Here is a 23,953-nt window from a genome sequence, read left to right on the forward strand (position 1 = left end):
GGGTAACTATGGTTTTAGTTGCACATTAGCCGATGAGGTGACGCATGGCGTGGTGATACAACTCAACGAAGTGGTATTCGCGAGCTCCGGCTGCGTCGGCATCAAACTCTTCATAGCTGTGTGGGTCGGCGAGGAGGTCTGAAATGCTTTCTCCCTCGGATAAAGTGGGTGTGCTCAGCTCAGGGATAGATGCGCTGGTCATAAGTTCGGCAGTGCGCGGGTCGGCACGGAAAGCAATGGCCTTTTCCTTGAGCATGAGGTACATTTCCATGTTCGCGGCAGCAGATTCCCAGACGCCTTCGGCGCCTTCTGTGCGCGAGGGCTTGTAGTCGAAATGACGTGGTCCGTCGTAGCGTGGTCCGCCGCCAGGGAAACCGTTTTCTAGTAGATCGACGGTGAAAAATGCACTAGCGAGGTCGCCGTGCCCGAAGACTTTATCTTGATCGTATTTGATGCCGGACTGGCCGTTGAGATCAATGTGTACGAGTTTATTGGCGTTGAGCGCTTGAGCAATTCCGTGCGTGTAGTTCAGACCTGCCATTTGTTCGTGACCAGTTTCTGGGTTGACGCCAACGATGTCGCCGTTATCGAGTTGTGCGATAAGGGCTAGTGCGTGACCGACGGTGGGGAGGAAAATATCGCCGCGCGGTTCGTTGGGTTTGGGCTCAAGGCCGATTTTCAGGTCGTAGTCACGTTCTTTGATGTATCCGGCGATGACGTCTAAGCCTTCGCGATAGCGATCAAATACGGCGTTGAGGTCTTTCGAGGAGTCGTATTCGCTGCCTTCGCGTCCACCCCACATGACGAATACCTGTGCTCCGAGTTCGGCGGCAAGATCGACATTGCGCAGAATCTTTCGTAGGGCGAAGCGTCGGATGCTGCGATCGTTATTGGTTAAGCCACCGTCTTTGAAAACTGGGTGGGTGAAGGTGTTGGTGGTGACCATGGAGATCACGAGGTTATTGGCTTCGGCGGTTTCTTTGACTTTCATAACCCGCTGGTGGCGTTCTGCGTCGGAAGCGTCGAAGTCAAAGACGTCGTTGTCGTGGAAGGTGATTCCCCAGGCGCCAAGTTCGGCGAGGCGAGAGGTGTACTCCCAGGGGTCAAGGACTTCACGAGTGCCGGTTCCGAAGGGGTCAACAGCATTCCAGCCGACCGTCCATAAACCAAAGGCGAATTTGTCATCTGCGGTGGGGGTGCGCGTCATTGCGGGCCTTTCTGGTGAAGAATGAAATGAATTTAATTAGTTTTATTAATATACTAAATGCGGGTCGCGGTATAGTCAACACATCGTCTGTTCGCATTATCGGCATGTTTTAAGGGGTGAATCGCTGCATACCAACTTGCTGCGGTATATCGCCTCGCTAAAACGTCAAAATATGCCGAGGTGCTGACGAAATACCGCAGGCACAAGCAAGGGCATAAGGGAAACGAAACGCGTGAGTAATAACAAGAAAAGCACCAAAGGGGTGAAAGGCACTAATCTGCATGCCATTCCGCAAACACTTCGAGAGATGAATTTGCGGGTGGTCTTGCAAGAAATTCTTGCCAATCCAGGTCAATTATCTCGGGCGGATATTGCCTCGCGTACGGGTATGACGAAAGCGACTGCTTCTCGGCTTGTTGATGAGCTACTATCGCATGGTTTTATCGACGAGCATCCTCTGCCAGTGGGTAGGGTAACGCCAGCTCTGATCGCCAGCAAAGACGAGATGAATGGTCAAAGAGAGAAAACGAATAGCGAAGTAAGTGGCGAACAGAATAGCAATTCTTCCAATCAAACCCGATACCAGGAGGCGATTGAGCCGGTAAAGACGAGTACGCGGAATCATGCGGATGTCGCTGCGAGTCAAGAATCAAAGTCGCGCCGGCGAGGGCGGCCCGCAGTTTTTCTCTCACCACGCCGCGGCAGTATTGTCGCGCTCGGCTTGGAAATCAACGTCTCTTTTCTCAGCGCTGTAGCGGTAGATTTGGCGGGCAGAGTTCTGGCCCGTCGCAGGGAGTGTTGTGACGTCAGTGCACTGTCAATGCACGAAGCGATGACTCGATTAGCGCAGATAGCTCAGGAAGTGCGTGCCAGTGAATCGGTGTGTTGTGCTCGATTTGCAGGAAGCTCATTAGCGCTACCAGGGTTAGTCTCAGCCGATACCCTGGCAATTGCTCCCAATTTGGGTTGGAAAGATGTTGCTTTTGCTCAATTGCTCGCTCCATTAGCTGATTTTGACGTTCGACAGGTTGGTAATGAAGCAGACCTGGCGGCCTATGCCATTGCGCATCCGCGTCCAGGAGTAGCTGGCGATTTAGCGGAATTTATCTACCTATCGGGCAATGTTGGGGTCGGAGCGGGGATCGTGCTCAACCATGATTTGGTTTCTGGTTCTGGATGGTCTGGAGAAATTGGGCATGTCATGGTCGATCCGAACGGCCCTCAATGTTCGTGTGGAGCTCGCGGATGCCTGGAAGCCTATGTGGGATTGAATGCATTGCGGCAAGCTGCCGGAATAGATAATGCCTCCTCCTTGGGAAGTGAGCTAGAGCAAGTATCCCCGTATGAGGCAAACGTGGCAACGCACCGCATAAGAACCGACGGGAAATACGACCTAGCAACTGCGAACCAAAGCGAATCCAGTGAAAGTAAGGAAATAGCAGAAAATCTACTAGCTCCTCACCCATCTATCGAAGCATCTACCGGCATTGCGGTAACACCCTCTCGGGCAGAGGTACGCGATATGGGGGTTGAAGCAATTATGCAGGCTGCGCTAGCCGGAGATGCTCGAGCGTGTGCTGCGATGCGGGATGCGGGTATTGCATTGGGGCGAGCATTGGCTGCAACTATTAATACGCTCGGTATCTCCACGGTTCGAGTGGGAGGAATTATTGGGCAGATATTGCCGGTAATTCGATCGGTCATGGAATGTGAGTTAGCGGATCGCACATTGCAGTCGCAGTGGCAGGATATGGATATTGATGTCGTTGAGCACGCTATGGATTTAGCGAGTATTGGAGGGGCTCATCGTATCTTACGTGAGGCTGCCATTAACCCTGGCGCATGGATAGCTCAGGATTCAAAATAGCAGTTACTCTACTGCGGCGGTGGCATAGAATTGTGCCGTCATTATATCCACGCTGGGAAAGGTCACTCATGAGTGCTACCTCAAATTCTTGTGGCGCATACCGAATGCCTCGTCTTTTACGGTTGGCATGTGCGCTGGTTGCTGCGTGTTTGCTGGCTGCATGTGGCGTGAAAGTTACGTCGACGACGACGATTGATAAAAACATTGCCGGTACTCGCATATTCACGTTTGCCGTATCAAAAAATGATCTGTCATCTAGTGACGTGAAGAAGACTCCGGCAGAAATTGACGCGGTTATCCGTCAGCATCTGCCATCCATCCTGACGTATTCCGGTATGGCTGACGATGGATCGACGATCTCTGGCAGCTTTACGATGGGATTCAGCTCTGCTGACGATTATGCGCAGAAGATAGATACGTTGCGCTCTTTGGCGGGTCTTAGTGAAGATTCGTACTATGGCGAGCCAGAGATGAAGTATTACGATACCCCCTTGAAAAAGGGGTTGAGTATCAACGAGCAGTTCACTGATGTTGAACTGATGGGCTGGCTTGCCGATGCGCTCGTCTATGAACACGTGATTGAGGAGCACAATCGCAATTCCATTTTTGATAACAGTGGATCACCTAAACCCACCGTTGTCTTTGAGGGGAATACGTATCCATCTGAGAAGGGTAACCGTCTGGTAGTTAAGCAGATAAAGGACGATACCTTTGCGCATGTTGAGGTTTATACCTCGATGAAGCCGGAGAATCAGGGTGAAACCGTCGTCATCTACCATTCAGATAGCGGATTGCCGGATCATCAGGTTAAGGCATTGGAGGAATTCCTCAAGGATCGTATGCCTGAAGGCGCAGAGAAACTTACCCCTTTGCATCAAGGCGAATACATGATTCGCTTCATGCCTAAGGATATGGATGATTTATCAGCGAAGCTCAAGAAACTTCTTGATGATGATAGCGTCTCCATCAAACTCGATGTTGCCCCGAACGGGGATAGCATTACGGAGCGGATTTATCAGCTCACTGGCACTATCGGATGCCGAGGGGTGTGCCAAAGCACTGATGATGCAGATGATGAGCGAGCGCGGTGGTACTTCGTCTATGACCAAGAGAATATGACGCCAGAGGGTAACTCGTATGGTGATCCAGATTTCAGTGGAGTTATTCCCGATTGGACGGGATCCTCTGCTGGGGATGGCAAGAAAGTTGATTTGAGCTTCGCATCCAAACTGGTCTTTGAACCGTGGACGGTAACCGTGGAGCGCTCGTTTATGGGAGGCTACGACGTTACCTTTGAGTATCCGGTTAAGACGGAAGAACTCAAGAACTTCGATCTCGATTTAGAAAAGCTTTTTGATCCTGGGGATGCGGGCGATATTACGGTGGAAGAACGCGACGATACCACCGTTGCAGTTGTGACGCTTTCTGGTTCTAACGCAGAGGAGATTTCCGAACGTCTTGCGGGGTATCGCACTGGTGGTGAAATCCGTGAAGATGATCAAGGTGGGGCGTTGTGGTCGAAAAAGACGATGATCTCCATTGATTTACCAATGTTCTATGACAGTGATACCCCCAGTGGGTCAACACTTGTGGTACGCCCCTCTGTATTGCATAGTTTGGAGGAGGAACCGGGTGCGGTGGTCAAAACTGATGGTAAAGATCTGATCTATACCGATGCTGGCGCGACCCTTGTTATGGATCACGGGCCGACGTTATTCTCGCTGATTATCTTGGGCGTTATTGCTCTGACGATTATCGGGTTGATTGTTTTGGCTATCGTCTTGCGTAAGCGGGCGAAGCGGCGGATGGCTGCTGGTGGGATGACCCCAGCGGGGATGTCTCCTGAGGCAATGGCGTCGGCAGTGCCGTATTCGGGGGATTCTGCGGATTTTGCGCAGGGATATGAGCCAGCGCCGACGGGTGAGGCCGCGCAGTATGCGCAGACGCCGACGCCGGAGGGCTACCAGCCATATCCGGCGCAGGATTCATCTCCGGCATATTCGCCGCAGCCGTATCCGACGCCAGGTGGGTACGAGGCTGCGCCGTCGGGTGATGGCTATGGCGATGGTTATGGGCAAAATGGTGCGTATTATCCGCAGGGGGCAGCACAATACGGTCAGCCCTCGGCAGATATGCAAGGCACTGCAGATTATGCGCAACCTGCAGATATGGTCGCAGATACGCAACCGGCAGCGGGATATGTGCAATCTGCGCCAGAGTATGCGCCACCTGCGCCAGAAAGCGCCGCAGAAGGTGCCTCTGAGGGCGATCCAGAAAGCACGTCAGATGATCGGTTAGCCCACGGTGCGGCTGGGCCGGAGGATTTCGGCACAACGCCTCCACCTCCGCCGCCAGCCCCAACCGTGTAGGGGTGACTGCTTTGCCGCCTAAGGGGTTAATGTCATAACGCGTTAGGCGGTGAGGGAGGAATGTTACCGCTGGTGGGTGTCCATTGCTGGACACCCACCAGCTTTTTATTCTGCATGACGTCCATATCTGTGCGGCGTCTAACGCTGTCACATCTATGTTCCTTATTTGGGCGAGATGGCTATGCTGAGCTATTACGTCAGTTTTCCGCTTAATGTGTGGCGCTTGGGATGTGGTCAGGTTTCGCGTGAGGGGTATGCGCAAAGGGTGCCCGAACGCGAAATAGCTGAGAGGTTTAGAGGAAATAGGCAATGGGTCTGGGGTGTGAGGATACGTCACGATGTATGCAGTCGAGGAGGCGAAAGGCGCGTGAAGCTGAAGGGTATGCGAGGATAGCCAAAGCCAAGCCGAGGATAAGGTGCTCGGCGGCGGTCCATATATTCGTAACGTATGCTCCTGCGGCTGTCATTACGTCTGCAAAATCATTTGTATTGCGTAGGAAAACCAGGCGAAAGGAGAAGGAACAGGGCAGGATAAAGCGCACAATATGGCAAAGAATCAAAAGGCTCCTGAGAATCCCGCATGGGAATGAGCATGGAGCGTGCAGGTATTTACGTATTTACGCCCCTGTTGATGCGTGGCGGCAGCGAGTTTTACGCGCTGTACTGGGCAAGGGCTTGGCGAAAAGCGTGGTCGGCACGATGGCTAAAGGCGACGAGATATACAGTGATAGTGGCTGGCTCTTTCAGGTTAAGCGTGGCGGTTTGGGCAGTCTGCTGTAATTCGGTGACGGCGATTCGAGCGACCTCATCTATATCCCAGCCGTACACGCCGGCGGAGATAGCTGGAAAAGCGATAGATTGAGCGCCACATTCCAGCGCGCGCTGCAAGCTATTGCGGAACGCAGCCGCCAAAAGTTTCGGATCTGTCTGGCCGATGTGCCGATTTGGCCCGACGGTATGGATCACCCATTTGGCAGGCAGCTTGTATCCTGCGGTTGCTATAGCTTGCCCGACTGGCAGACCTGAGGGTAGCGAGGTTTCCCGCAGGTGGCGGCACTGCGCTAAAAGTTCCGGACCAGCTGCCCGATGAATAGCACCATCGACTCCGCCGCCGCCCAGGAGGGTGGAATTTGCAGCGTTAACAATCGCGTCTACGCTCAGCGTCGTAATATCGGCGAGGACCACCTCAAAATGAATAGTCACCGTTTCAGTGTAATTCGCTTTGGTGTCATGCGCCGCAGCTATTCCGGACGGCGGTTAGTGCTGGCTTGCACGATAGCTGATCGGCAACGCCAGCAATTCTGGCTATGGATCACCGCCGAAATTGAGAATCTAGCACTGTGGCAAGGAAGCGGAAAGCATGCATACTGCAGTGTTTTATAGGGGAGGGGGGACTCGGCACGAGTCCCCTATAATATACCTTCCTAAAACTTTTCCTTAATTAAACGGGTCGAACACTGGACGATTAGGATCTGGTGGTGGCGTCAAGCTCTTCACAAAATCCAACAACCCATCTACATCGCTACTTAAACCGTCGCTACTATCGGGAGTCCCAGTATTCCCGCCGGTATCATACCCGCTACCTAACCCTGCAACGTTACCGTTACCGCTGGTTGCGTAGCCTGTACCCCCGCCTTGTGGGTTGGTGGTAGCGCCCCCAGAGTGTGAGTACCCGCTGTATGGGCTGTAGGTGCTGTATGCTTGTGCCCGTTGAGCTTGAGCCTCAGCTACCCTTTGAGCCTCCTCAGCCGCCCTCTGTTGTGCCACCTCTTTATCATGCGCATCTTTCTTACCCTGCGCCCCAGCTACCGCCTGATTAACGCTTGTAATGAGACCTTTAACCCCATCCAGATTGTTAAGCTCATCAGCAGACTTGTTCAATCCATCCAAAGTAGCTTGGTCCACAAACCCGTTATAAGCCTCTCCCAGCATTGCAATCTGGTCGTGCAAAGCCTTCTTCTTACCGTCAATGGCTTTAGCTTTTGCCGTCGCTAAATCTTTCTTAGCACTCTCAAGTGCAGTATTAACATCTGTGGCACTCTTACCAATCTTGTCGAAAGTGTCTTTACTACACGTACCAATCTCAAGAGCGTTCAACCCGTCAAGGGTTTTCTGAATATTCTCGTTACCGTACTCTGCGTACTCGGTTAAGAACGTGGCATACTCCTCAGAGAGTTTCTTTGCCTCATCCTTACCAGCGGTGATCCCTTTAACATGACCCTCGCACCCCTCCAGTGCCTCCGCATACACCCTCTCATTATTGCTATGCACATGCCATGCGACCCCGCCAGTGATACCCCCTGCGAGGAGGAGGGTTGCGAGACCAGCCCCTACGTAGGTTTTCTTTTTGTTTGTAATGCTGCTCTTTGGCATGTTCCAGCCTTCTCGTCTTGAAATAATATTTTCATTAGGTTGCATGATTGGTTGGTTGCAGTACGCAGAAATATCCCGTTCATTTGCTACCGTGCCCGTTAACAGGGTAGCGCGCTCCCCCCCCTCGCAAGTTGGGCTATAGCTGGCATCAGGTGGTCCTGCACCAGATAATTCCAGCTAGTCATTTTCCCTAGACCGATCTTTTGACAGGTGGTTATTATCTTGCATGCTGTGTAGCGTGATGGTTCTGATACCCGCATGGCATCCGACCTGTGGTAGACGGTGATGCGGTGTAATGCTTACCGCCGAAATTGAGAATCTAGCCCTGTGGCAAGGAAACGGAAGGCATGCATACTGCAGTGTTTTATAGGGGAGGAGGCAGTATATCTTCTACCTGCCCGTACCAGCTTGACAATCTGCTATGCCTGGCACAAGCCCGACAACTCGAACGAGCCTTCAAACTTTAGCAATCCTAGATCCTGGCTCGTGTCACGTCTGGTTATAAAACTCTCCACCGAAGTTATGAGCAGTCTCTTCAAAGGTGGGCAAACGCCTGATACGGATTTACTAAGTTAGAAAACTGCCGAACCTGATACCTGCTCGGCGCGGGTAAACCCAACTGGCGACTACTAGGTAACAACTTTCCCCTAGCTCCACCAAAATCCGAAGAGCCTGGAAGAATCGACCGCTGAACGCGCATGCCTTAACCCGAAGCCTTGGCGTTGTAACGGCAGATACAGCGCTGGCATGCGCAATATGCTAACTACGTCAGGCCTATACATGGTGGTTAGATGCTGAGATGGATCGCGCACTGATCGGCAAGCTGCAACCCTGACGTACTCGGGGTACACATAGGGTACACGACGCGGGGATAAACTCCGCCATGCCTACTGAGAATCTTTCACATAGAGATACAGTAAATCGCCGCTTTCCTTATTTCCTAGAAAGCGGCGATTAGTGGTCGGGGTGGCGGGATTTGAACCCACGGCCTCTTCGTCCCGAACGAAGCGCGCTACCAAGCTGCGCCACACCCCGGTATGCCTACGGCAACCCAGTAATAATAACCAATTGTGTGCCCATTTGGAAAATTGAAAAAGGCTTGCTTGCTCACATACGGCGTTACGCAGGTTATTTACTGGACGATGAGATCAAGGATAATGGCTTCAGGTGGGCAGAAAGTCCGTACTGGCGCGTATGTCGTCGTCCCGATTCCGGCGCTAACCTGAACCCACATATCATCGTTCGCCTGGGCGGCTCCATCCTTTGCGATCAATTCCGTCAGACCATGACGGGTATGGCGCAATTGCCCGTCGCGTAGCGGGGATTCTGCGCTGGTAGTGGCTGGCCAGTGGAATAATCCGGCAGCAAGTTGCGGGTCAATATCGCAGTTAGAGACTAAATGTTTGCCGGGCAGGCATACCTGCCCACCGTGGGTATGCCCAGCAAAGACGAGGTCGCAGTTATCGCGTGCCATTTCATCGAGAATCCGCAGATAGGGGGCGTGGGTCAGCCCGATACGCAGTTGCGGGTGAAGGGAAAGCACCGAGGTTTCCGAGGCGCAATGCAGATCCGGCACTGGTTTATCGCCATGCGGGATTGGAAATACGTCGCGGCGGATATGCGGATCGTCAACGCCAACAAAATGACATTCCCATCCGGCTACTGGCAACATCGCCCGAGTGTTCGTCAGGTTAACCCAGCCGAAGTCTTCGTAGATCTGCACAAGATCCTGCCAAGGCAGGGGGCGGGCTTTTGGTTTAGGCGGTGGAGTAGATTCCGATTTTTGTACCATTTTCCGCGACGATGGGCCAAGGAGATACTGGAACGGATTTTTTAGTTTGGGAGCATAGTAGTCATTCGATCCGCAGACGAAGACCCCAGGAATATCTGCCAGTGGAGCCAGGGCTGCCCGGAGCGGGGAAAGCGCAGAGGAATGGGCAAACATATCGCCAGTTATGACGATCAAATCTGGCTCATAGGCAGCCAGAGAAGCGATGAACTCAAAACGGTTACGATGGCGAGCTAAAGCGTGTGCGTCGGAGATATGCAGGATCCGTAGTTGGGCGCTCGGTGCGTGCTGATTCTGCGGTGGCAAGGTGAGCTGTGAAGCCTTTGAGTCGCGATTAGCTTCGCGCTTTTGCGTGTTGTCTGACGCAACGCAAAGAGCAGTCGGCGTTACGTTGTACACCCGCTCAGTGGGCATATACAGCGTGCGGTGGCGAACGGTATATGCGTGAGCGTGGGTCAATCCGTATATGGCAGCGCCGATTCCGGTTGCGGCTGTTGCTGCCAGTGTGCCGCGTAAGTTTTTCGATAAGGACATTTAGCTGTACTCCTGTCCGTCCCATGTAGTACTGCACTATTGCTGTGCGTTGGCTATATATGGGATTTTCGGTTTCTTCTCCGTTTCTCATGAACGCAAATCCCCGGAAATCCCGCACGTACCTGGTATGCCAGGTGAGGGCAATAGGTAATAGCTGTCAGCTATCTAGAGGCTGGAGCAGGTGGCTAGCCTCGCCCGATACCTGCTTAATACCTTGCGCTAACTGCTCCCCCCCAACTACTTGCTGGAGTTTCTGCTTGCCGGCTAGATCTCCAATCTATCTGGCAGAGCCCCGCTACGTGGCATGATTCGGTGCCGATTGGTATGCGGTTAGCCTCGCGTTTCTCACATCTCGCTTCTCGTTGGCCTTAGTTTCGCGTCAGCCTCTGCCGTTGGATACCCAAATGTCAATACGTATGCCTGGTTCTGCTTTTTCACCGGCGGCGGGGGATTGGGCTACCACGGTTCCGGCTGGCTGGTTCGAGTCTTTCGCGCGGGTGGTGTATCCAAATCCGGCGGCAAGCGCGGTGTTTTGGGCATCTTCTTGGCTCATGCCAATCAGATTTGGCGCGCTGGCGTTCGAGTCGTTATTTTCCTTGTCTTTGTTCTTGTCTTTATCTTTATCCTGATCTTGATTCTTGTTCGCGTCTGCTGGTGGGCGATTTGCTCCGCGCAATGGATCTTTCGCTGGCTTATTGAACTGTTGGATAGGCGTATTTGCTAAAGCATTATCCATGTATTGCTTGAAGCTTCGGGCGGGATACAGACCGCCGTACACTTCGGAGTGGAAGGTCCCGTTGATGACGCTATCAAACATGGAGATTGAGCCTTCATAGTGACCTTGCCATACGGCGGTGGCCAGTTGTGGGGTGTAGCCCACGAACCATGCGTGATAATCAAGATCGGCAGTACCCGTCTTACCGGCGGCTGGGCGCCCTCCGGCGAGGATCGCGTTTTCGCCGGTTGCTCCTCGAGTGAGAACCTGTTGGAGGACGGCAGTGGTCTGCCGAGCTAGCTCGGCATCCACCGCTTGGCGGCACTGGGGTTCAACGGCGGCAAGGATAGTGCCATTGTTGTCAGTGATCTGGGTGAATGATGTCGGTTCGCAATACTTTCCTTCTGCTGCCAGGGATGCCATGGCATTTGCCATAGATAGTGGCGTAACCGGATTTGTACCTAAGATTGAACCGGGATTGGGCAATAGCGGCAAGGGTTTGCCGTATTCGGCGTGTAGCCCGGCATTGAGAATTTCGGCGGTTTGGGAGCTGCCTTCTTGGGCAAGCGTTCCGCGGCGCACCCCGAGCGCGCTGGCGCGATCAACGATGTCACATAGATCGTATTGGTTTGCCATTACCGCGAAGGCAGTGTTCACAGATTTTCGAGTGCTTTCCAGGACGGTCATTCGCCCGCCGCCAGCGCCTTCCAAGTTACTTGGGTTGAAGACGTCGGCAACACTAGGAGCGCACCGAATTTTCCAGGTATTAGCTGGGAAGGTTCGTATATCTGTGTTGATAACTTCATTGACGTTACGCCCTTGATGTAGCCATTCCATCAAGGTAAAGATCTTGAACGTCGATCCTGATTGGAAGCCGAAACCGCCGCCCATATCTTGACCGGCGTTGAGATTCAGCTTCGTATTGTTTGGACTTTGCTCGGTGGGGTTGCCATACGTCGAATTTTGGACCATGGCGACGATGTGCCCAGTGTTCGGTTCAACGGACGATAGGGCCATATCGACACTAGAGGGATCGTTGACGGGGGTGGAGGCAACGATGGCGTCATAAGCGGCTTGCTGTTTGTGTAAATCCAGGGTGGTTTTGATGACAAGACCACCGCGGTAGAGCTTTTGGATGCGCTGAGCGCTGCTCTCTCCCAGGGATTTAGATTTCAGCACATCTTGGACGACGTAATCGCAGAAGTATGCGGAAATTCCTGCCGTCGCACAGCCATTGGGAACTTCCGTTACGTGCAGCATGGCTTCAATCGGAACAGCGGAGGCGGCTTCAAATTGTTCGCGCGTGATCTTATCGAGCTTGTACATCTGCCCTAAGACGGTATCGCGGCGGATCTTAGCATTCACTGGATCAGTAATGGGGTTCCATTTGCCGGGTGACTGGGTGATACCAGCAAGCATGGCGGCCTGTTCGAGGGAGACGTCTTTTGCGGAGACTCCGAAGAAATAGCGCGAAGCTGCCTCTACGCCCCATTGGGATGGACCAAATTGTGCGATGTTGAGATATGCGGTGAGGATTTCGTCTTTAGTGAGCTTGTTTTCAACGGCGATTGCGTAGCGGGCTTCGTTGATCTTTCGAGCGATAGAATCCTCGGTGGCTTTTGCGATGAGGTTTTCATCGCCCAGGATACGCCCTTGTTCGATGAGTGCGTTCTTGACGTATTGCTGGGTGATAGTGGAACCACCTGCGAGGGCGCCGCCGGTGAAGTTGTTGACAGCCGCGCGGAAAATGCCTTGCGCATCTACGCCGTTATGCTGGTAGAAGCGTTCGTCCTCGATGGAGACGACGGCGTCTTTGAGGAGCGGTGAGATGGCGTCAGATTTGACGATGATTCGGTTTTCGGCATAGAACGTGGCGATCTTTGTGCCGTCGGCGGCAAGAATGACGGATTGCTCGGACGGGCGAGTGAAGTCGATTCCGGTGGGTAAATCATCGAACATTCGCGTGACGGCATTGGCCGCAGTTCCAGACATTGCTGTGAATGGAATAGCTGAGGCGGCAAGGAGAGTACCACCGACTCCGCACAGCAAAGAGAAGCTGAGAAGGGCAACGATGAGCTGCCGAATAGTAAGACGCCGACCAGTTTTCTGCATAGCGTAAGCCTATCCGGTTTGGCTTTCACCTGACATACCTTCCTTCAGACTGTGGCATGGTCGGCGCGAATGGTGGGGTGAGGCAGCGGGCGAGAGGGAAGGTGTATGCGCACTGGGTAGTAGTTGTTTTCCTGAGATGTGCGGGTATTGTGCGGGTGGTAAATGGCGGTATGCCAGAGAAAATGGTGACTAGGTGTGAGCGTGAGATAAAGGTAATTTTTCTTTCGGCACATGTGCATGTAACATAAAACACGTGACCGTCATCACGCCACTTTGGAAGCAAGGGCGCTTCCTACGGAGGAGAGAGACATGACACAGGTTTATCAAGATCAAACTTGGGCGGCCCAGGCGCTGTGTGCAGACATTGATCCTGACGCACTGTTCGTCCGCGGTTCGGCACAGGTCGATGCCCGCCAGATGTGCTTCTCGTGCCCGGTTCGGATTCAGTGCCTTGCTGACGCATTAGATTCCGGAATGACCTTTGGAGTATGGGGCGGAATGACGGAACGCGAACGCCGAGCATTGGTGCGACGTTTCCCTGAAGTGCGCGATTGGTGGCTTTACCTCAATGAGTCCGACGATATTGTTGCCGTGGAACTGCGGGCAGGTCGGATTCCGCGGCTCTCACGTCGGCCTGCCGGGCGCTAACCGTAAGAAGTATATGCCCGCGCTGCGTGGCAAACAGGCGTTCGGCAAGTGTGCCCGTGAGGGAACGAACAGATAGTAACTGAGTAGATCGCGCGGGCAGTAGCCATCGCGGAGATCACCTTGCTGGCGGCAGCGTCACTGCCTAGGCTTGAGCTATGACTACATGGGAATACGCCACAGTGCCATTACTAATTCACAATACGAAAGCCATTCTAGATACGTGGGGTCAGGACGGGTGGGAACTCGTCACGGTTATCCCTGGGCCGGATGGAACGAATCCGGTTGCTTACCTGAAACGAGAAAAGCAGTGAGCGGATTAGTGGGAAACGAGGAAAATGTGAGCATATCGCAGCGGTTAGCCCAGCGCGGATTGGAATTGCCTGAGGTTGCTGCGCCTGTGGCAGCGTATATTCCGGCAAAACAGGATGGCCATCTGGTGCGAACTTCCGGGCAGCTTCCGTTCGTTGCCGGAAAATTACCGATGACGGGGAAAGTGGGCAGTGAGGTTGACGCAGAACAGGCCAAAGAGTTAGCTGCTCAGTGTGCCCTGAATGCTATTGCGGCGGCAGCGGCAGTATGCGGAGGCGTAGAACGGCTAGTGGGGGTTTCCCATGTGACGGGATTCGTGGCTTCTGCGCCAGAATTCACCGGTCAGCCAGGGGTTATCAACGGGGCCTCGGAACTGTTGGCAGATCTTTTTGGAGCGGCTGGATCACATACGCGATCAGCGGTAGGTGTGGCAGTGCTGCCGCTCGATTCTCCAGTAGAGGTGGAAGTGACCTTTCTGGTCGCGCAGTGAGCAATGAGTCGCGGTCAATGCTGCGAGTTATTGGCGATACGTTGAAGAAAAGCCGGAAAGGGCCCGCGGTAGGGCGGCGCTGGTAGGGCGTGGCGCTCTGCCTGTCTCTCAATAGCGCCACTCAACGGAATGTCGCATGCGGATTTGCCTTGCTGGATCAGGCGAAATAAGCCTCCAGGGCGATATAACTGGAGCAAATGCCCTAGCGTAAATGAGGGTAAATCATGATGGCGGGGTGGGGAGAGTTCATACTCCCCACCCCGCCATTGCTATGTTCTTGCGGCATTTACGGCAAAAGCGCCGCAAACCTATCGCACGCCCCGCGCGCCACCACGGGAGGAAGCCCCCTGCTTTTCCGGTGGGATGTTAGGGGGCTGCGGGCGCGCAACCATCGCGGCGCTTTGGCATTACCAGGAGAACTAGACTGCCAGGAAGAACCGGCGGTTACGCTATGTGTGCACACCTATTCGCGCGTCACTGCTATGTGGCGTCCTCAGCCGAGCCGTGCGTGCTCAGTGGGCGCGCCGCTGGAGGCGCCCTACCTGCATGAGCAGGACCGCGCGACCCTCTAGGCGAATCCAGCCACGAGCAGTGAAATCAGCCAGCGACTTATTCACCGTCTCGCGGGAAGCACCAACCAAATGCGCCAGCTCTTCCTGAGTCAAATCATGAGCCACATAGATACCTTCAGGCGTGCGCTCACCAAAGCGCTCCGCCAAATCCAACAGCGCCTTAGCCACTCGACCAGGAACGTCGGAAAATACCAAATCCGCCATCTGGTCATTGGTGTTGCGCAAGCGGGTAGCCAGCTCGCGCAACATCGACTTCGCCATCTGTGGATGGGCGTCAATGTATTCCATCATTTCCTGGTGGGATAGGTACAGGAACGAGGACGGAGCGATAGCCGTCACCGTTGAAGAACGAGCGCCGAGATCAAACAGCGACAACTCGCCGATAATCTCACCCGGCCCGAGGATGGCGATGAGGTTTTCCCGCCCATCATCGGCAGCGTGCGAGAGCTTAACCTTGCCCTCTGTGATGACGTAGAGACGATCGCCAGCGTCACCCTCGTGGAAAAGTGATTCACCACGCTTGAGGCTTGTCTCGGTCATAAGGGCGAGCAGAGCATCACGCTCGTCGTCGTTCAGCTCCTTAAAAAGCTCTACATTGGCAAGGATGTTGGATTCCATCCGAATACCTTTCTCGTGATCGGGCACGAACCATCAGCACAGCAGAACCGACATACAGTACTCTCTGGCTTGTGTTCGAGGTCATACAGAATCTATCTTGCCATGTAGGAGGCTGGTATGCACGACATATTGATAGGTTTGTTGTGCGCAAAGTCGGCAATATTGAGACAAGGAAAGAGATACCGATGACGAATACGAGTTCACGAAGATCAGCGTCATTGGCCAAGAACACCCCACAGCGGGCGAATTCTCGGCGCTCTGCCGCCGCTACTCGCCGCAAAAAGCGTCAGCCTCGCAATGTAGAGCCAATCTGTGACCAGCTTGCAAAACTGTATCCGGATGCCCGATGCTCACTCACCCATCGCAACGCTTTCGAACTACTCGTTGCAACCGTATTATCTGCACAGACGACCGACGAACGAGTCAATTCTGTGACCGGAGAACTATTTGAACGCTACCCCGACGCGCAAACCCTAGCCGGCGCAACTATTGGGGATTTGCAGCGGATTTTGCGCCCCCTGGGATTCTTCCGAGCAAAAGCTGATTCGCTCAGCCGACTCTCGCGCAGCCTCGTCCACGATTTTGGCGGCGATGTTCCTCAAACATTGGAAGAGCTGGTGACCTTAGCTGGAGTAGGGCGCAAGACGGCCAACGTCGTTCTCGGTAACGCCTTTAATACCCCTGGAATCACCGTCGATACCCACGTCGGGCGACTTTCGCGCAGATGGGGATGGACGAAAGAAACCAATGCGGAAAAAGCCGAGCGTGACCTGATGGATATTCTCCCGAAAGACCAGTGGACGGTCTTATGCCACCGCATTATTGCGCACGGGCGGGCCATCTGCCATGCGCGAGGACCGCAATGCGGGATCTGCCCTATTGCCTCGCTGTGCCCGTCAGCCAAACTCGAATCAGCATAGCGAAAACACGACAGCGCGGATTAAGAAAAGACGAAAGGACGAGCGCGCTCAATATTGTAAACGCCGACGCATAATCCACGGCTTATTACTGGCTCGTCACGATGGATTACAGCCGGGTTGTTGCCGTTAACCTGGGCGACCAGGAGCGGTCACGTACTAAAACCCCAGCTAATCTCAATGCGGACTGCGGATTCAACATATCAAAACCCATAGCGAAATCACGACGCCACCGCAGAGCACAACCAGCGGGAAAAGAGAGAATGCCACGTCGAGCGCCACGCGCACCCCTCACAGGGCAAACCACAGGGAATACAGATCAATCGCTGAACGCCGCCGACGAGGATACGCCCAGCCGCTAGCGCAAGCACCGATGATCCTAATCCGTGATGATCCATGCGCGCCCTACTGCGGCGACTGCAGGTTACAACCCCGCGAGGAAATTCAACAAGATTCGGTTAAACACCTCAGGTTGCTCCTCAGGAACGAAATGCCCAGCGTCACTGACCCGCACCTTCCGATACGGCCCGCCAGCGAATTCCCAATCCTTATTCCACGCACGATCCGGCAAAAACGGATCAAGTTCCCCGCGAACTGCCAACACAGGAATATACACAGTATTGGCAGCCTCGCGCAGATAACGTCGGCCAGTTGGATTGCGCTGTGCCCGCCACGTCCACCGCAACTGATCGACAGCGATTTGCGCCGCCCCTGGCAACTGCAAAGCCTGACTGTAGATCTCCCACTGGCTTGCCGCCCCGTCGTTCCCAGGAGCAGACCAGCGGGTCAATAGCTGACGGACGGACTGCGGATCGCGCAGATTTTTACGACCCATCGGCGGAACAAGCGTGCCTAATACCTGCTGCCACGTTTTGAACGTAACGTGCGTGCCAATGCGATGTAACGTGCGCGGATGAGGAGAAGAAACAGTGACTAACCCGGAAAATAAATCCTGTTTCATGGAAACAGCCGACCACGAAAAAGCTCCCCCACGCCCCAAACCAACCAGCACGGCCTTACGCGCGCCCAAGGCTTGAACGATAGCGATGAGATCTTGAGTGAGCGTCAAACCATCTTCCGAGTTCGGCGTTTTATCGGAGCCGCCGATTCCGCGTTGGTCAATAGCCGCAACCTCATATCCGGCCTGCGCCAGAGCAGAAATCTGATGACGCCACGCCCACCAATACTGCGGAAAACCGTGAACAAGCAAGACTAACGGCCGGTCATCGCGATGTTCACCGGCGTAGGCGGCGTGGAATTGTGCGCCATTAGCTTGAATTTTGCGGTGCGTCCACGGGCCACAGAGCGTAATGCACGAAGTGTCGGCGGGCATGTGCAAGAACCTACCTGTCTGACGAAAACGAGGGAGTTTTACCGAAAACGTGCGCCGTCATGCGCGATGCGCAGCACACGGGCTGACGAAATAGCTAGAGATGGGATTGTGGGAAGAAAGGAAAGACCCGACCGGAAAACTCCGTGTCGGGCCGATCCACTACTTTGCGTCTGTCTCGTGGGCGAGAAGCAGATCGCGACGAGTAACGATGATGGCTCGCCGTTCTCCACGTCGGCGCGCCAAATGCGAAACTAGACCAGTGAACAGCAACAGGAAGCCAAAGACGGCGATACGACCTGAACCAAGATCATTGGTCAGATGATAGACGACATTGCCAGTGAAATCGTTATATGACCCAATGGCGTGGTCAATCTTAGCGATCACCTCATGAGCGAACTTCGGCATGATGAGGGCAAGCGAACCAGCCACCGCAAGGATCAGACCAAAGAACTGTGCGCCCAGTGAGGAACGGCGAGCTGTGAGCCACAAGATTGCAGCAACAGCGACGCCTCCGAGAAGCTCAACAAATGGCCACAACTGGAAAACCTGCTGATCCCAGCCATTGTTAGGAACTGTGTAAAGGCGCGCCCCCGCGTCGGCAATCAAATACCAAGCAATCGGGATGAGGATGAGCGTCAGGAAGAAACCGCCGATATGCGCCCACGTGCGCGGCTTTGGTTCCTCGGGAATATCAGTTGATACCTCACCAGGATCTTTGGACCAGCGCTCGCGGCGGGCCTCATCTTCGCTGTTTCCGGCGACGGGTGCAACGGCAGTATCGGTTGTCGTTGCAGGTGTGAGAGTCTCATCACCCGCTGGGGTGGCAGGGGTAATAAGTGATCCGCCCATGACGGAGGTGCGAGTAGGAGCGCTGGAGCGAATCTCCTCAGCTTCTTCCTCGCGTTGGCTGACGTAGCTGCCTAGCGTGGGATTATCTGAGGTCCGTTCCATGCGGCGTGAAGACAGCCCTGGGCGGGTTGTTGCGGCTGTTGTTGCTGCGGCGGCAACGGATTCGCTCGGAGATGCTGCTTCAGGCGCAGCGGAACGTTCGCTGCTATCGCCGGTAGCGGCTGGGCTTTCAGCGGAACGGGCAGATTCTGAGCTGGAATCGTCATCGCTGGTCGCAAAGGGATTGGTGGCGACAGTGCGATCTGAGGAGCTGCCGGCTGATTCTTCTGCGCGCTCGGCGGAAGGGGCGCTATCAGGCGTGCTTACGCGGGATGTGCCCGTGTGGAAATCTGAGTCGGTATCCGAGCGGAAATGATCTGATGAGGCTGAATCGCTGGGATATTCGTGGGAATATGCCGTCGCGCTCTCGCCATCTGCAGGGGATGGAGCTGCGTCGGTGGAATCGCCGGGCTGGTATGAAGAGCTGCCATTCGATGGGGAATCCGCATAACCAGATTCTGTGGATGCGAAGGACCGGTATGAGGACTCCGATGATTCACCGAACTGCGGATCGTCTGCAATATCGAGATCCTCGTTGGAAAATTCGCGAGTAGGGTGCGAGGCGTCTGACGCCGGATCAGAGTATGTGGACTGATCATAGGCTGGCTCGCTGGGCGTGGCAGACGCCGTATTGTGTACGCGGTATCCTTCAGGATCGTCGTCATCTTCGGGTGCTGTGGAAAACGCGCGATCCCAGGCGGCGTGTTCGGCTGCCGCAATATCGACTTCAGCAGGGCTGGCTTCAAATGAGCCGGCTGTTTCAGCGGGGGCGTCCGTAGGGGACGCTTCGGACGCGGTATCGCGTGCTTCTTCGTCGGAGAGCGGATCGAGGATGTTCTCCTCGTCCTCAAATGGACGACGGGACGCCGAGTTATACGGATCAGTTGGCATAGACACAGTTACTCCTATCAAATGCTGTTTTCAGCGTAACTGTTATGCGGGTGCTAATCGACAATGATTGCGGCGTGCCTTTGTGGATAAGAGGAGTTTTTCCACACATCTTGCCGATCTTGCTCAGAAATTATGGGAAGCAGTCAGGCTAAAGGCATGGTTGATATGGATATCTTTTCGGTGCTCTACACTGGAGCAGACCGAGCAATTGCCGCAGAATTACAGCGGTTGGCAGATCTCGTCGGGGTGGATTTCACCTGCGAACCGCGCACATCTATCCGAATCTCTCACGCACAGGAAGACGATTCAGCCTCCCCTATCGTCTCTCGGCAGTCAATGGCCGTCCTGTACTTTAATGACGCGCCGACCCCAGGGCAGGTAGAGGCGCAATTTCATGAAATGTTTGCCCCGTACTTTCCCCGTGGAAAAGTACGGCTACACCCACGAGAGGACTCCTCAGAGATTCTCGAACTCATGGCAGCCGTTGGGGCAACAGTACGTGGGCGAGTCGTTGGCGTGCTTGGTGCTCACGGTGGCGCGGGAACATCAACAATTGCTGCCTGGCTCGCACGCATATTCGCACGCGAAGAATCCGCTGGACTCATTGATCTCAACCCAAGCTCCGTCGGAATAGATCAACTCCTCGCAATTGAGACAGCGCCCGGAAAAAGATGGGCAGATCTCCTCGGCAGCGGAGCAGTGCTCGCCGGTCGGCTCAACGACGTCTTACCAATATGGCACGCAGTGCGCGTCGTTTCTGCTGATGAGCGCGGGGCAGTACCCAATATGGAAGCAGGGGCACGAGTAATTGCGGCACTATCACAAGTGCAACCGTGGACGATTCTCGACCTACCCACCTACGCTGGCGTGCCCGGAACAGCAGAACACAGCCTCGTGGAATGGTGCGATATTCTCGTCCTGCTCACCAAAACAGACGCGGTTAGCCTGGCTCACGCCGCCTGCCGGATCACCCACATATCCCAACAGGTGCTCGTCGTTGCCAATGGTATTTCTGGTTCGTTTCACAGCGCGCATATCGCGCACAGCGTGGGAGTAGAACAGGTCCTATCGGTCCGGCATATCCGAGGAATGGCCGCAGATATTGACCACGGGGTTAGCCCAGGTGATCGGAGTCGGGCCGCAATGGCAAAAGACATCCGGAAGATTTGCCAGCATATTCGCGATCAAATCTCGGCTTAAGCGGTAACGCCATGAAACTAGCAGGTGAGCAATTGGCGGCTATGCGCCAACGAATCGCTGCCGGAGAATCAGTGCGCGCGGCCGTCGCCCAACTCTCTGGTGCTGTATTCACGGCAGATCTGGCGGCAGTTGATACCCAAATTCGCCACGAACTGATCGGGGCAGGGCCTGTGATAGCCCCACTTTTGGAAGATCCCGCAGTGACGGATGTCGTCATCAATGGGCTACACGTATGGGTAGACCGAGGTGAGGGGATGGTGGCTATTCCTCAGGCACAATTTGATGACGAAGAAGAGGTGCGGGCCTTGGCGGTGCGGCTAGCGGCTGGATGTGGGCAACGGCTGGATGATGCCAGCCCAATCGTGGATGGCACATTAGCTTCCGGGGTGCGGCTTCACGCTGTAATTCCGCCACTATCTGCGGAGGGAACGCTCATTTCGCTGCGTACCCATCGGGCTCGGGTGATTGGGCTGCACGAATTAGTTGCTAGCGGTTCCGTACATGAAGAACTTGCCGATCTAGTGCGCCAGCTAGTAGTGCAACGGGCAAACGTCATCATTTCCGGAGCTACCGGATCAGGTAAAACGACCTTCTTGAACTCGGTTTTATCGTTAATAGATCGTCGCCAGCGGATCATCATTATTGAGGAAGCCGCGGAATTACGCCCCGAACACCCGCATGTTTTGCATTTACAGGTGCGTAAAGCCAATGTGCAAGGCGCTGGGGAAATCACCATGAGTGACCTGGTGCGAGCGGCCATGCGCATGCGCCCCGACCGCATTGTTTTAGGGGAATGTCGCGGGGCAGAGGTGCGCGATGTGTTAGGCGCATTGAACACTGGGCACGAGGGTGGCTGGGCGACGCTCCATGCCAATTCCACGGCGGATATCCCTGCTCGATTAGTGGCTTTAGGGGCGCTCGCTGGGATGAGTGAGGAAACGACGGCGGCGCAGGCGGTAGCGGGCTTAGATTGCGCTATCCATATCAGGCGGGCGGGGCGGCGCAGATACCTCCACGAAATTGCAACCTTTCGTCGGGAAAATGGACGCCTAGTAACAGACGTGGCAGTGCGAATAACGGATAGCGGGCAGGTAATGCACGGCAATATGGCCGTTCTCGAACAACGATTGGTGAGATAGCCATGTGGATAGTTGTGTGTGCTGTGATTTTTGTGGGGTATCTCAGTGTTCCGCGGCGATATGTGCGGCATCGGCGGCGCAGTCGGCGCGTTCGACAGCCAGTGGTGCGCCAAGATCTGGATATGGGGGCGATCGTTACGGAGGTGGCGACGCGGTTACGCTCTGGGGCAAGTGCTGAACAGGCCTGGGCTGGAGCTTTAGATCATGCGGGCTTGCGTGCGCAGATACCGATGCCTGGGCAGCGGTTGGCTAATCCTGTGCAGCGGTGGCGCGGACGAGGAGGACGAGGAGGTCGCGCGCTGCGTGGCGGGAATAGTGCTAGCAGTAATGCGTCGGAATATGGGAGGAATCGCTCTGGAGTGAAGAATCGAGCGAAGTTAGCGGCTCCGCAGGCTACGGCTGGGGCGGGTGGTGCAGAGTCGATCTTGGATGAAAATGGCGTGCCGCTAGTGCTGTATGACCTCATGCGTCGGTCTTGGGGATTGCCGTGGAAGCATCGCGTTTCTCAGACGGTTCGCCATTCGCTTCCGGCGGTATTTGCGGTGTGCCATATGAGTACGCGCACGGGTGCGCCAATGGCGGAGGTATTGGATTCATGTGCGGCTGGGATTACGGAGTCAGGGGAGGCCCAGGCGGCTCGGGAGGTGGCGTTAGCTGGGCCGCGATCCTCGGCACGTATGTTGGCTTTTCTTCCAGTTTTGGGGTTGTTCTTGGGGTGGTTGTTAGGGGCTGATCCGGTGGGTTTTCTCTGTGGAACTGCGATTGGGCGGATTGCTTTGCTGGCAGGGGTGGCTTTTGAGAGTGCCGGAATTATGTGGACAACGCGGTTGGTGGCGCGCGCACGTTCTCAAGCGGATAGGTAATCGTCGGTGACAAGAGGCAAGAGCGGGTCAGCGGTGGATAGCGTGCGAATCAGGGAAGTATTTACGGGCGTGGTCTGTGGTGTGCGGTGCAGAGAACGGATTGGTGATGTTACAGCTTAGGGCGTCGGTCGGTTTAGCTTACGGCAAGTCAGGTGGATCGTTCGGTCAACGGCTGGGGTAACGAAGCGGGTTTCTCGCTATTTTGCGCAGATATTTTACATATTTTGCATGGGATTTCATTGCGCACGATGTGTATAGGGATTGTGTGCGGGGATTGTGTATGGGGCTTTCACGTCATGATTACCCCTTGAGCTTAGAGAGGGAAAAGACGGGTGTGCTGTTTTGGGTGGTAACGGGCAGTGCGGGTAGATGTGGGGAGATGGAAACAGGATGCATATTGTTTTGGGATTAGCTGTGGCGGCGTTGGGGCTAGTGTGGGTGGTGCCTGGTCCGGGTCGAGTTCCGCGGAGTGTGGAGTTACGTAGCACGGATAGTGCGGTGTTGTTGGATTTAGCGGCGGCAGCGCTCAGCGCGGGGTTGTCTATTCCGGGAACTCTTCATGCGTTGGGGATAGCTACGGGTGGTGCACAGTTGACGACGACGGCGAATCTTTTGCTGATGGGTGCCGGATGGGAAGAGGCGTGGGCGGATAGTCGGGCCTGTGATATGCCGATCCGAGAGGCTTTATATGCGGCGTGGACGGATGGGGCTGCGCCGGTTCCGTTATGTGTTAGAGCTGCGCAATCGGTGCGTTTGGCGCGGCAGCGTCGTGCGCGGGAGGCGGCAGCGCGGTTAAGTGCGCAGCTTGTTCTTCCGTTGGGTTTGTGTTTTTTGCCGGCGTTTATCTTTTTAGGGATTGTTCCGGTCGTGGCTGGCGCTGCGCGTTTCGTCTTGTGAGGAGTGCGCGTCTTACGAGGAGCGCGCGTCGGTTATTAGGGCGTCAGTCGATTATGGGATGCCGGTGCGTTATTAGAACGACGGGCGGATGGCGGAAATACGAAGGTGGATGGGTGGTGGCATGGTTCGTTGCGATAGCTGGATATGCGTTCTAGACGAGCT

The 23,953-nt window shown here is 54.8% G+C and carries 18 protein-coding genes and 1 tRNA gene; 10 read left to right on the plus strand and 9 right to left on the minus strand.

All coding sequences use genetic code 11. The features are described from left to right. Window positions 1-25: 25 nt before the first annotated feature. Complete coding sequence (xylA, locus tag ACLHIL_RS03770; protein ID WP_411296618.1) at window positions 26-1,207, minus strand: xylose isomerase; 1,182 nt, start codon at window positions 1,205-1,207, stop codon at window positions 26-28. Between the two features lie 232 nt (window positions 1,208-1,439). Here xylA and ACLHIL_RS03775 point away from each other — a divergent pair, with 232 nt between their 5' ends. Together ACLHIL_RS03775 and ACLHIL_RS03780 are read left to right on the plus strand one after the other, a co-directional pair. Further along, on the plus strand, window positions 1,440-3,074 hold the full coding sequence (locus tag ACLHIL_RS03775) for an ROK family protein (protein WP_411296619.1): 1,635 nt from the start codon (window positions 1,440-1,442) through the stop codon (window positions 3,072-3,074). 104 nt (window positions 3,075-3,178) lie between these two features. Next, the gene (locus ACLHIL_RS03780; protein ID WP_411296620.1) at window positions 3,179-5,443 is read left to right on the plus strand and encodes a hypothetical protein; all 2,265 of its coding nucleotides are present in this window, start codon (window positions 3,179-3,181) and stop codon (window positions 5,441-5,443) included. A 651-nt stretch (window positions 5,444-6,094) separates the two neighbouring features. Here ACLHIL_RS03780 and ACLHIL_RS03785 read toward each other — a convergent pair. From ACLHIL_RS03785 to ACLHIL_RS03805, 5 genes are all read right to left on the minus strand, one after another. Continuing rightward, window positions 6,095-6,646, minus strand: a complete 552-nt coding sequence (locus ACLHIL_RS03785; RefSeq protein ID WP_411296621.1) for an O-acetyl-ADP-ribose deacetylase — start codon at window positions 6,644-6,646, stop codon at window positions 6,095-6,097. Between the two features lie 234 nt (window positions 6,647-6,880). Continuing rightward, window positions 6,881-7,816: a hypothetical protein gene (locus ACLHIL_RS03790; RefSeq protein WP_411296622.1), complete on the minus strand. Its 936-nt coding sequence runs from the start codon at window positions 7,814-7,816 to the stop codon at window positions 6,881-6,883. 958 nt (window positions 7,817-8,774) lie between these two features. Further along, window positions 8,775-8,851: transfer RNA gene (locus ACLHIL_RS03795), tRNA-Pro, on the minus strand. A gap of 97 nt (window positions 8,852-8,948) precedes the next feature. Beyond that, window positions 8,949-10,139 carry a metallophosphoesterase gene (locus ACLHIL_RS03800; RefSeq protein ID WP_411296623.1) on the minus strand — a complete coding sequence of 397 codons (1,191 nt, stop codon included), beginning with the start codon at window positions 10,137-10,139 and terminating at the stop codon, window positions 8,949-8,951. Window positions 10,140-10,518: 379 nt separating this feature from the next. Beyond that, window positions 10,519-12,966, minus strand: coding sequence for a penicillin-binding protein (locus ACLHIL_RS03805; RefSeq protein WP_411296624.1), 2,448 nt, complete (start codon window positions 12,964-12,966; stop codon window positions 10,519-10,521). Between the two features lie 309 nt (window positions 12,967-13,275). Here ACLHIL_RS03805 and ACLHIL_RS03810 point away from each other — a divergent pair, with 309 nt between their 5' ends. The 3 genes from ACLHIL_RS03810 to ACLHIL_RS03820 all read left to right on the plus strand — a co-directional run bounded on the left by ACLHIL_RS03810 (window position 13,276) and on the right by ACLHIL_RS03820 (window position 14,413). Continuing rightward, window positions 13,276-13,614 (plus strand): WhiB family transcriptional regulator, encoded by a 339-nt coding sequence (locus ACLHIL_RS03810; RefSeq protein ID WP_411296625.1) that lies wholly within the window; start codon window positions 13,276-13,278, stop codon window positions 13,612-13,614. A gap of 155 nt (window positions 13,615-13,769) precedes the next feature. Next, the gene (locus ACLHIL_RS03815; RefSeq protein WP_411296626.1) at window positions 13,770-13,925 is read left to right on the plus strand and encodes a hypothetical protein; all 156 of its coding nucleotides are present in this window, start codon (window positions 13,770-13,772) and stop codon (window positions 13,923-13,925) included. Then, the gene (locus ACLHIL_RS03820) at window positions 13,922-14,413 is read left to right on the plus strand and encodes a RidA family protein (protein WP_411296627.1); all 492 of its coding nucleotides are present in this window, start codon (window positions 13,922-13,924) and stop codon (window positions 14,411-14,413) included. Before ACLHIL_RS03815 ends, ACLHIL_RS03820 begins: the two co-directional genes overlap by 4 nt. A gap of 512 nt (window positions 14,414-14,925) precedes the next feature. Here the strand turns inward: ACLHIL_RS03820 and ACLHIL_RS03825 are convergent. Then, window positions 14,926-15,603: a Crp/Fnr family transcriptional regulator gene (locus tag ACLHIL_RS03825; RefSeq protein ID WP_411296628.1), complete on the minus strand. Its 678-nt coding sequence runs from the start codon at window positions 15,601-15,603 to the stop codon at window positions 14,926-14,928. Between the two features lie 185 nt (window positions 15,604-15,788). Between ACLHIL_RS03825 and nth the strand changes: the two genes are divergently transcribed. Further along, window positions 15,789-16,523, plus strand: coding sequence for an endonuclease III (gene nth / locus ACLHIL_RS03830; protein WP_411296629.1), 735 nt, complete (start codon window positions 15,789-15,791; stop codon window positions 16,521-16,523). A gap of 421 nt (window positions 16,524-16,944) precedes the next feature. Here the strand turns inward: nth and ACLHIL_RS03835 are convergent, their stop codons facing one another. After that, window positions 16,945-17,853, minus strand: a complete 909-nt coding sequence (locus ACLHIL_RS03835; protein ID WP_411296630.1) for an alpha/beta fold hydrolase — start codon at window positions 17,851-17,853, stop codon at window positions 16,945-16,947. A gap of 159 nt (window positions 17,854-18,012) precedes the next feature. Beyond that, window positions 18,013-19,698, minus strand: coding sequence for a hypothetical protein (locus ACLHIL_RS03840; protein ID WP_411296631.1), 1,686 nt, complete (start codon window positions 19,696-19,698; stop codon window positions 18,013-18,015). A 150-nt stretch (window positions 19,699-19,848) separates the two neighbouring features. On the opposite strand from ACLHIL_RS03840, the gene ACLHIL_RS03845 reads away from it, so the two are divergent. From ACLHIL_RS03845 to ACLHIL_RS03860, 4 genes are all read left to right on the plus strand, one after another. After that, window positions 19,849-20,892 carry a hypothetical protein gene (locus ACLHIL_RS03845; RefSeq protein WP_411296632.1) on the plus strand — a complete coding sequence of 348 codons (1,044 nt, stop codon included), beginning with the start codon at window positions 19,849-19,851 and terminating at the stop codon, window positions 20,890-20,892. 11 nt (window positions 20,893-20,903) lie between these two features. Beyond that, window positions 20,904-22,031, plus strand: a complete 1,128-nt coding sequence (locus ACLHIL_RS03850) for a TadA family conjugal transfer-associated ATPase (RefSeq protein ID WP_411296633.1) — start codon at window positions 20,904-20,906, stop codon at window positions 22,029-22,031. A gap of 2 nt (window positions 22,032-22,033) precedes the next feature. Further along, window positions 22,034-22,894, plus strand: coding sequence for a type II secretion system F family protein (locus tag ACLHIL_RS03855; RefSeq protein ID WP_411296634.1), 861 nt, complete (start codon window positions 22,034-22,036; stop codon window positions 22,892-22,894). A 390-nt stretch (window positions 22,895-23,284) separates the two neighbouring features. Beyond that, entirely contained in the window at window positions 23,285-23,791 is a 507-nt protein-coding gene (locus ACLHIL_RS03860; protein WP_411296635.1) for a hypothetical protein, read from the plus strand. Window positions 23,792-23,953 lie beyond the last annotated feature (162 nt).

The sequence above is a fragment of the Trueperella sp. LYQ143 genome, from assembly GCF_046599595.1.
Classification (GTDB): domain Bacteria; phylum Actinomycetota; class Actinomycetes; order Actinomycetales; family Actinomycetaceae; genus Trueperella.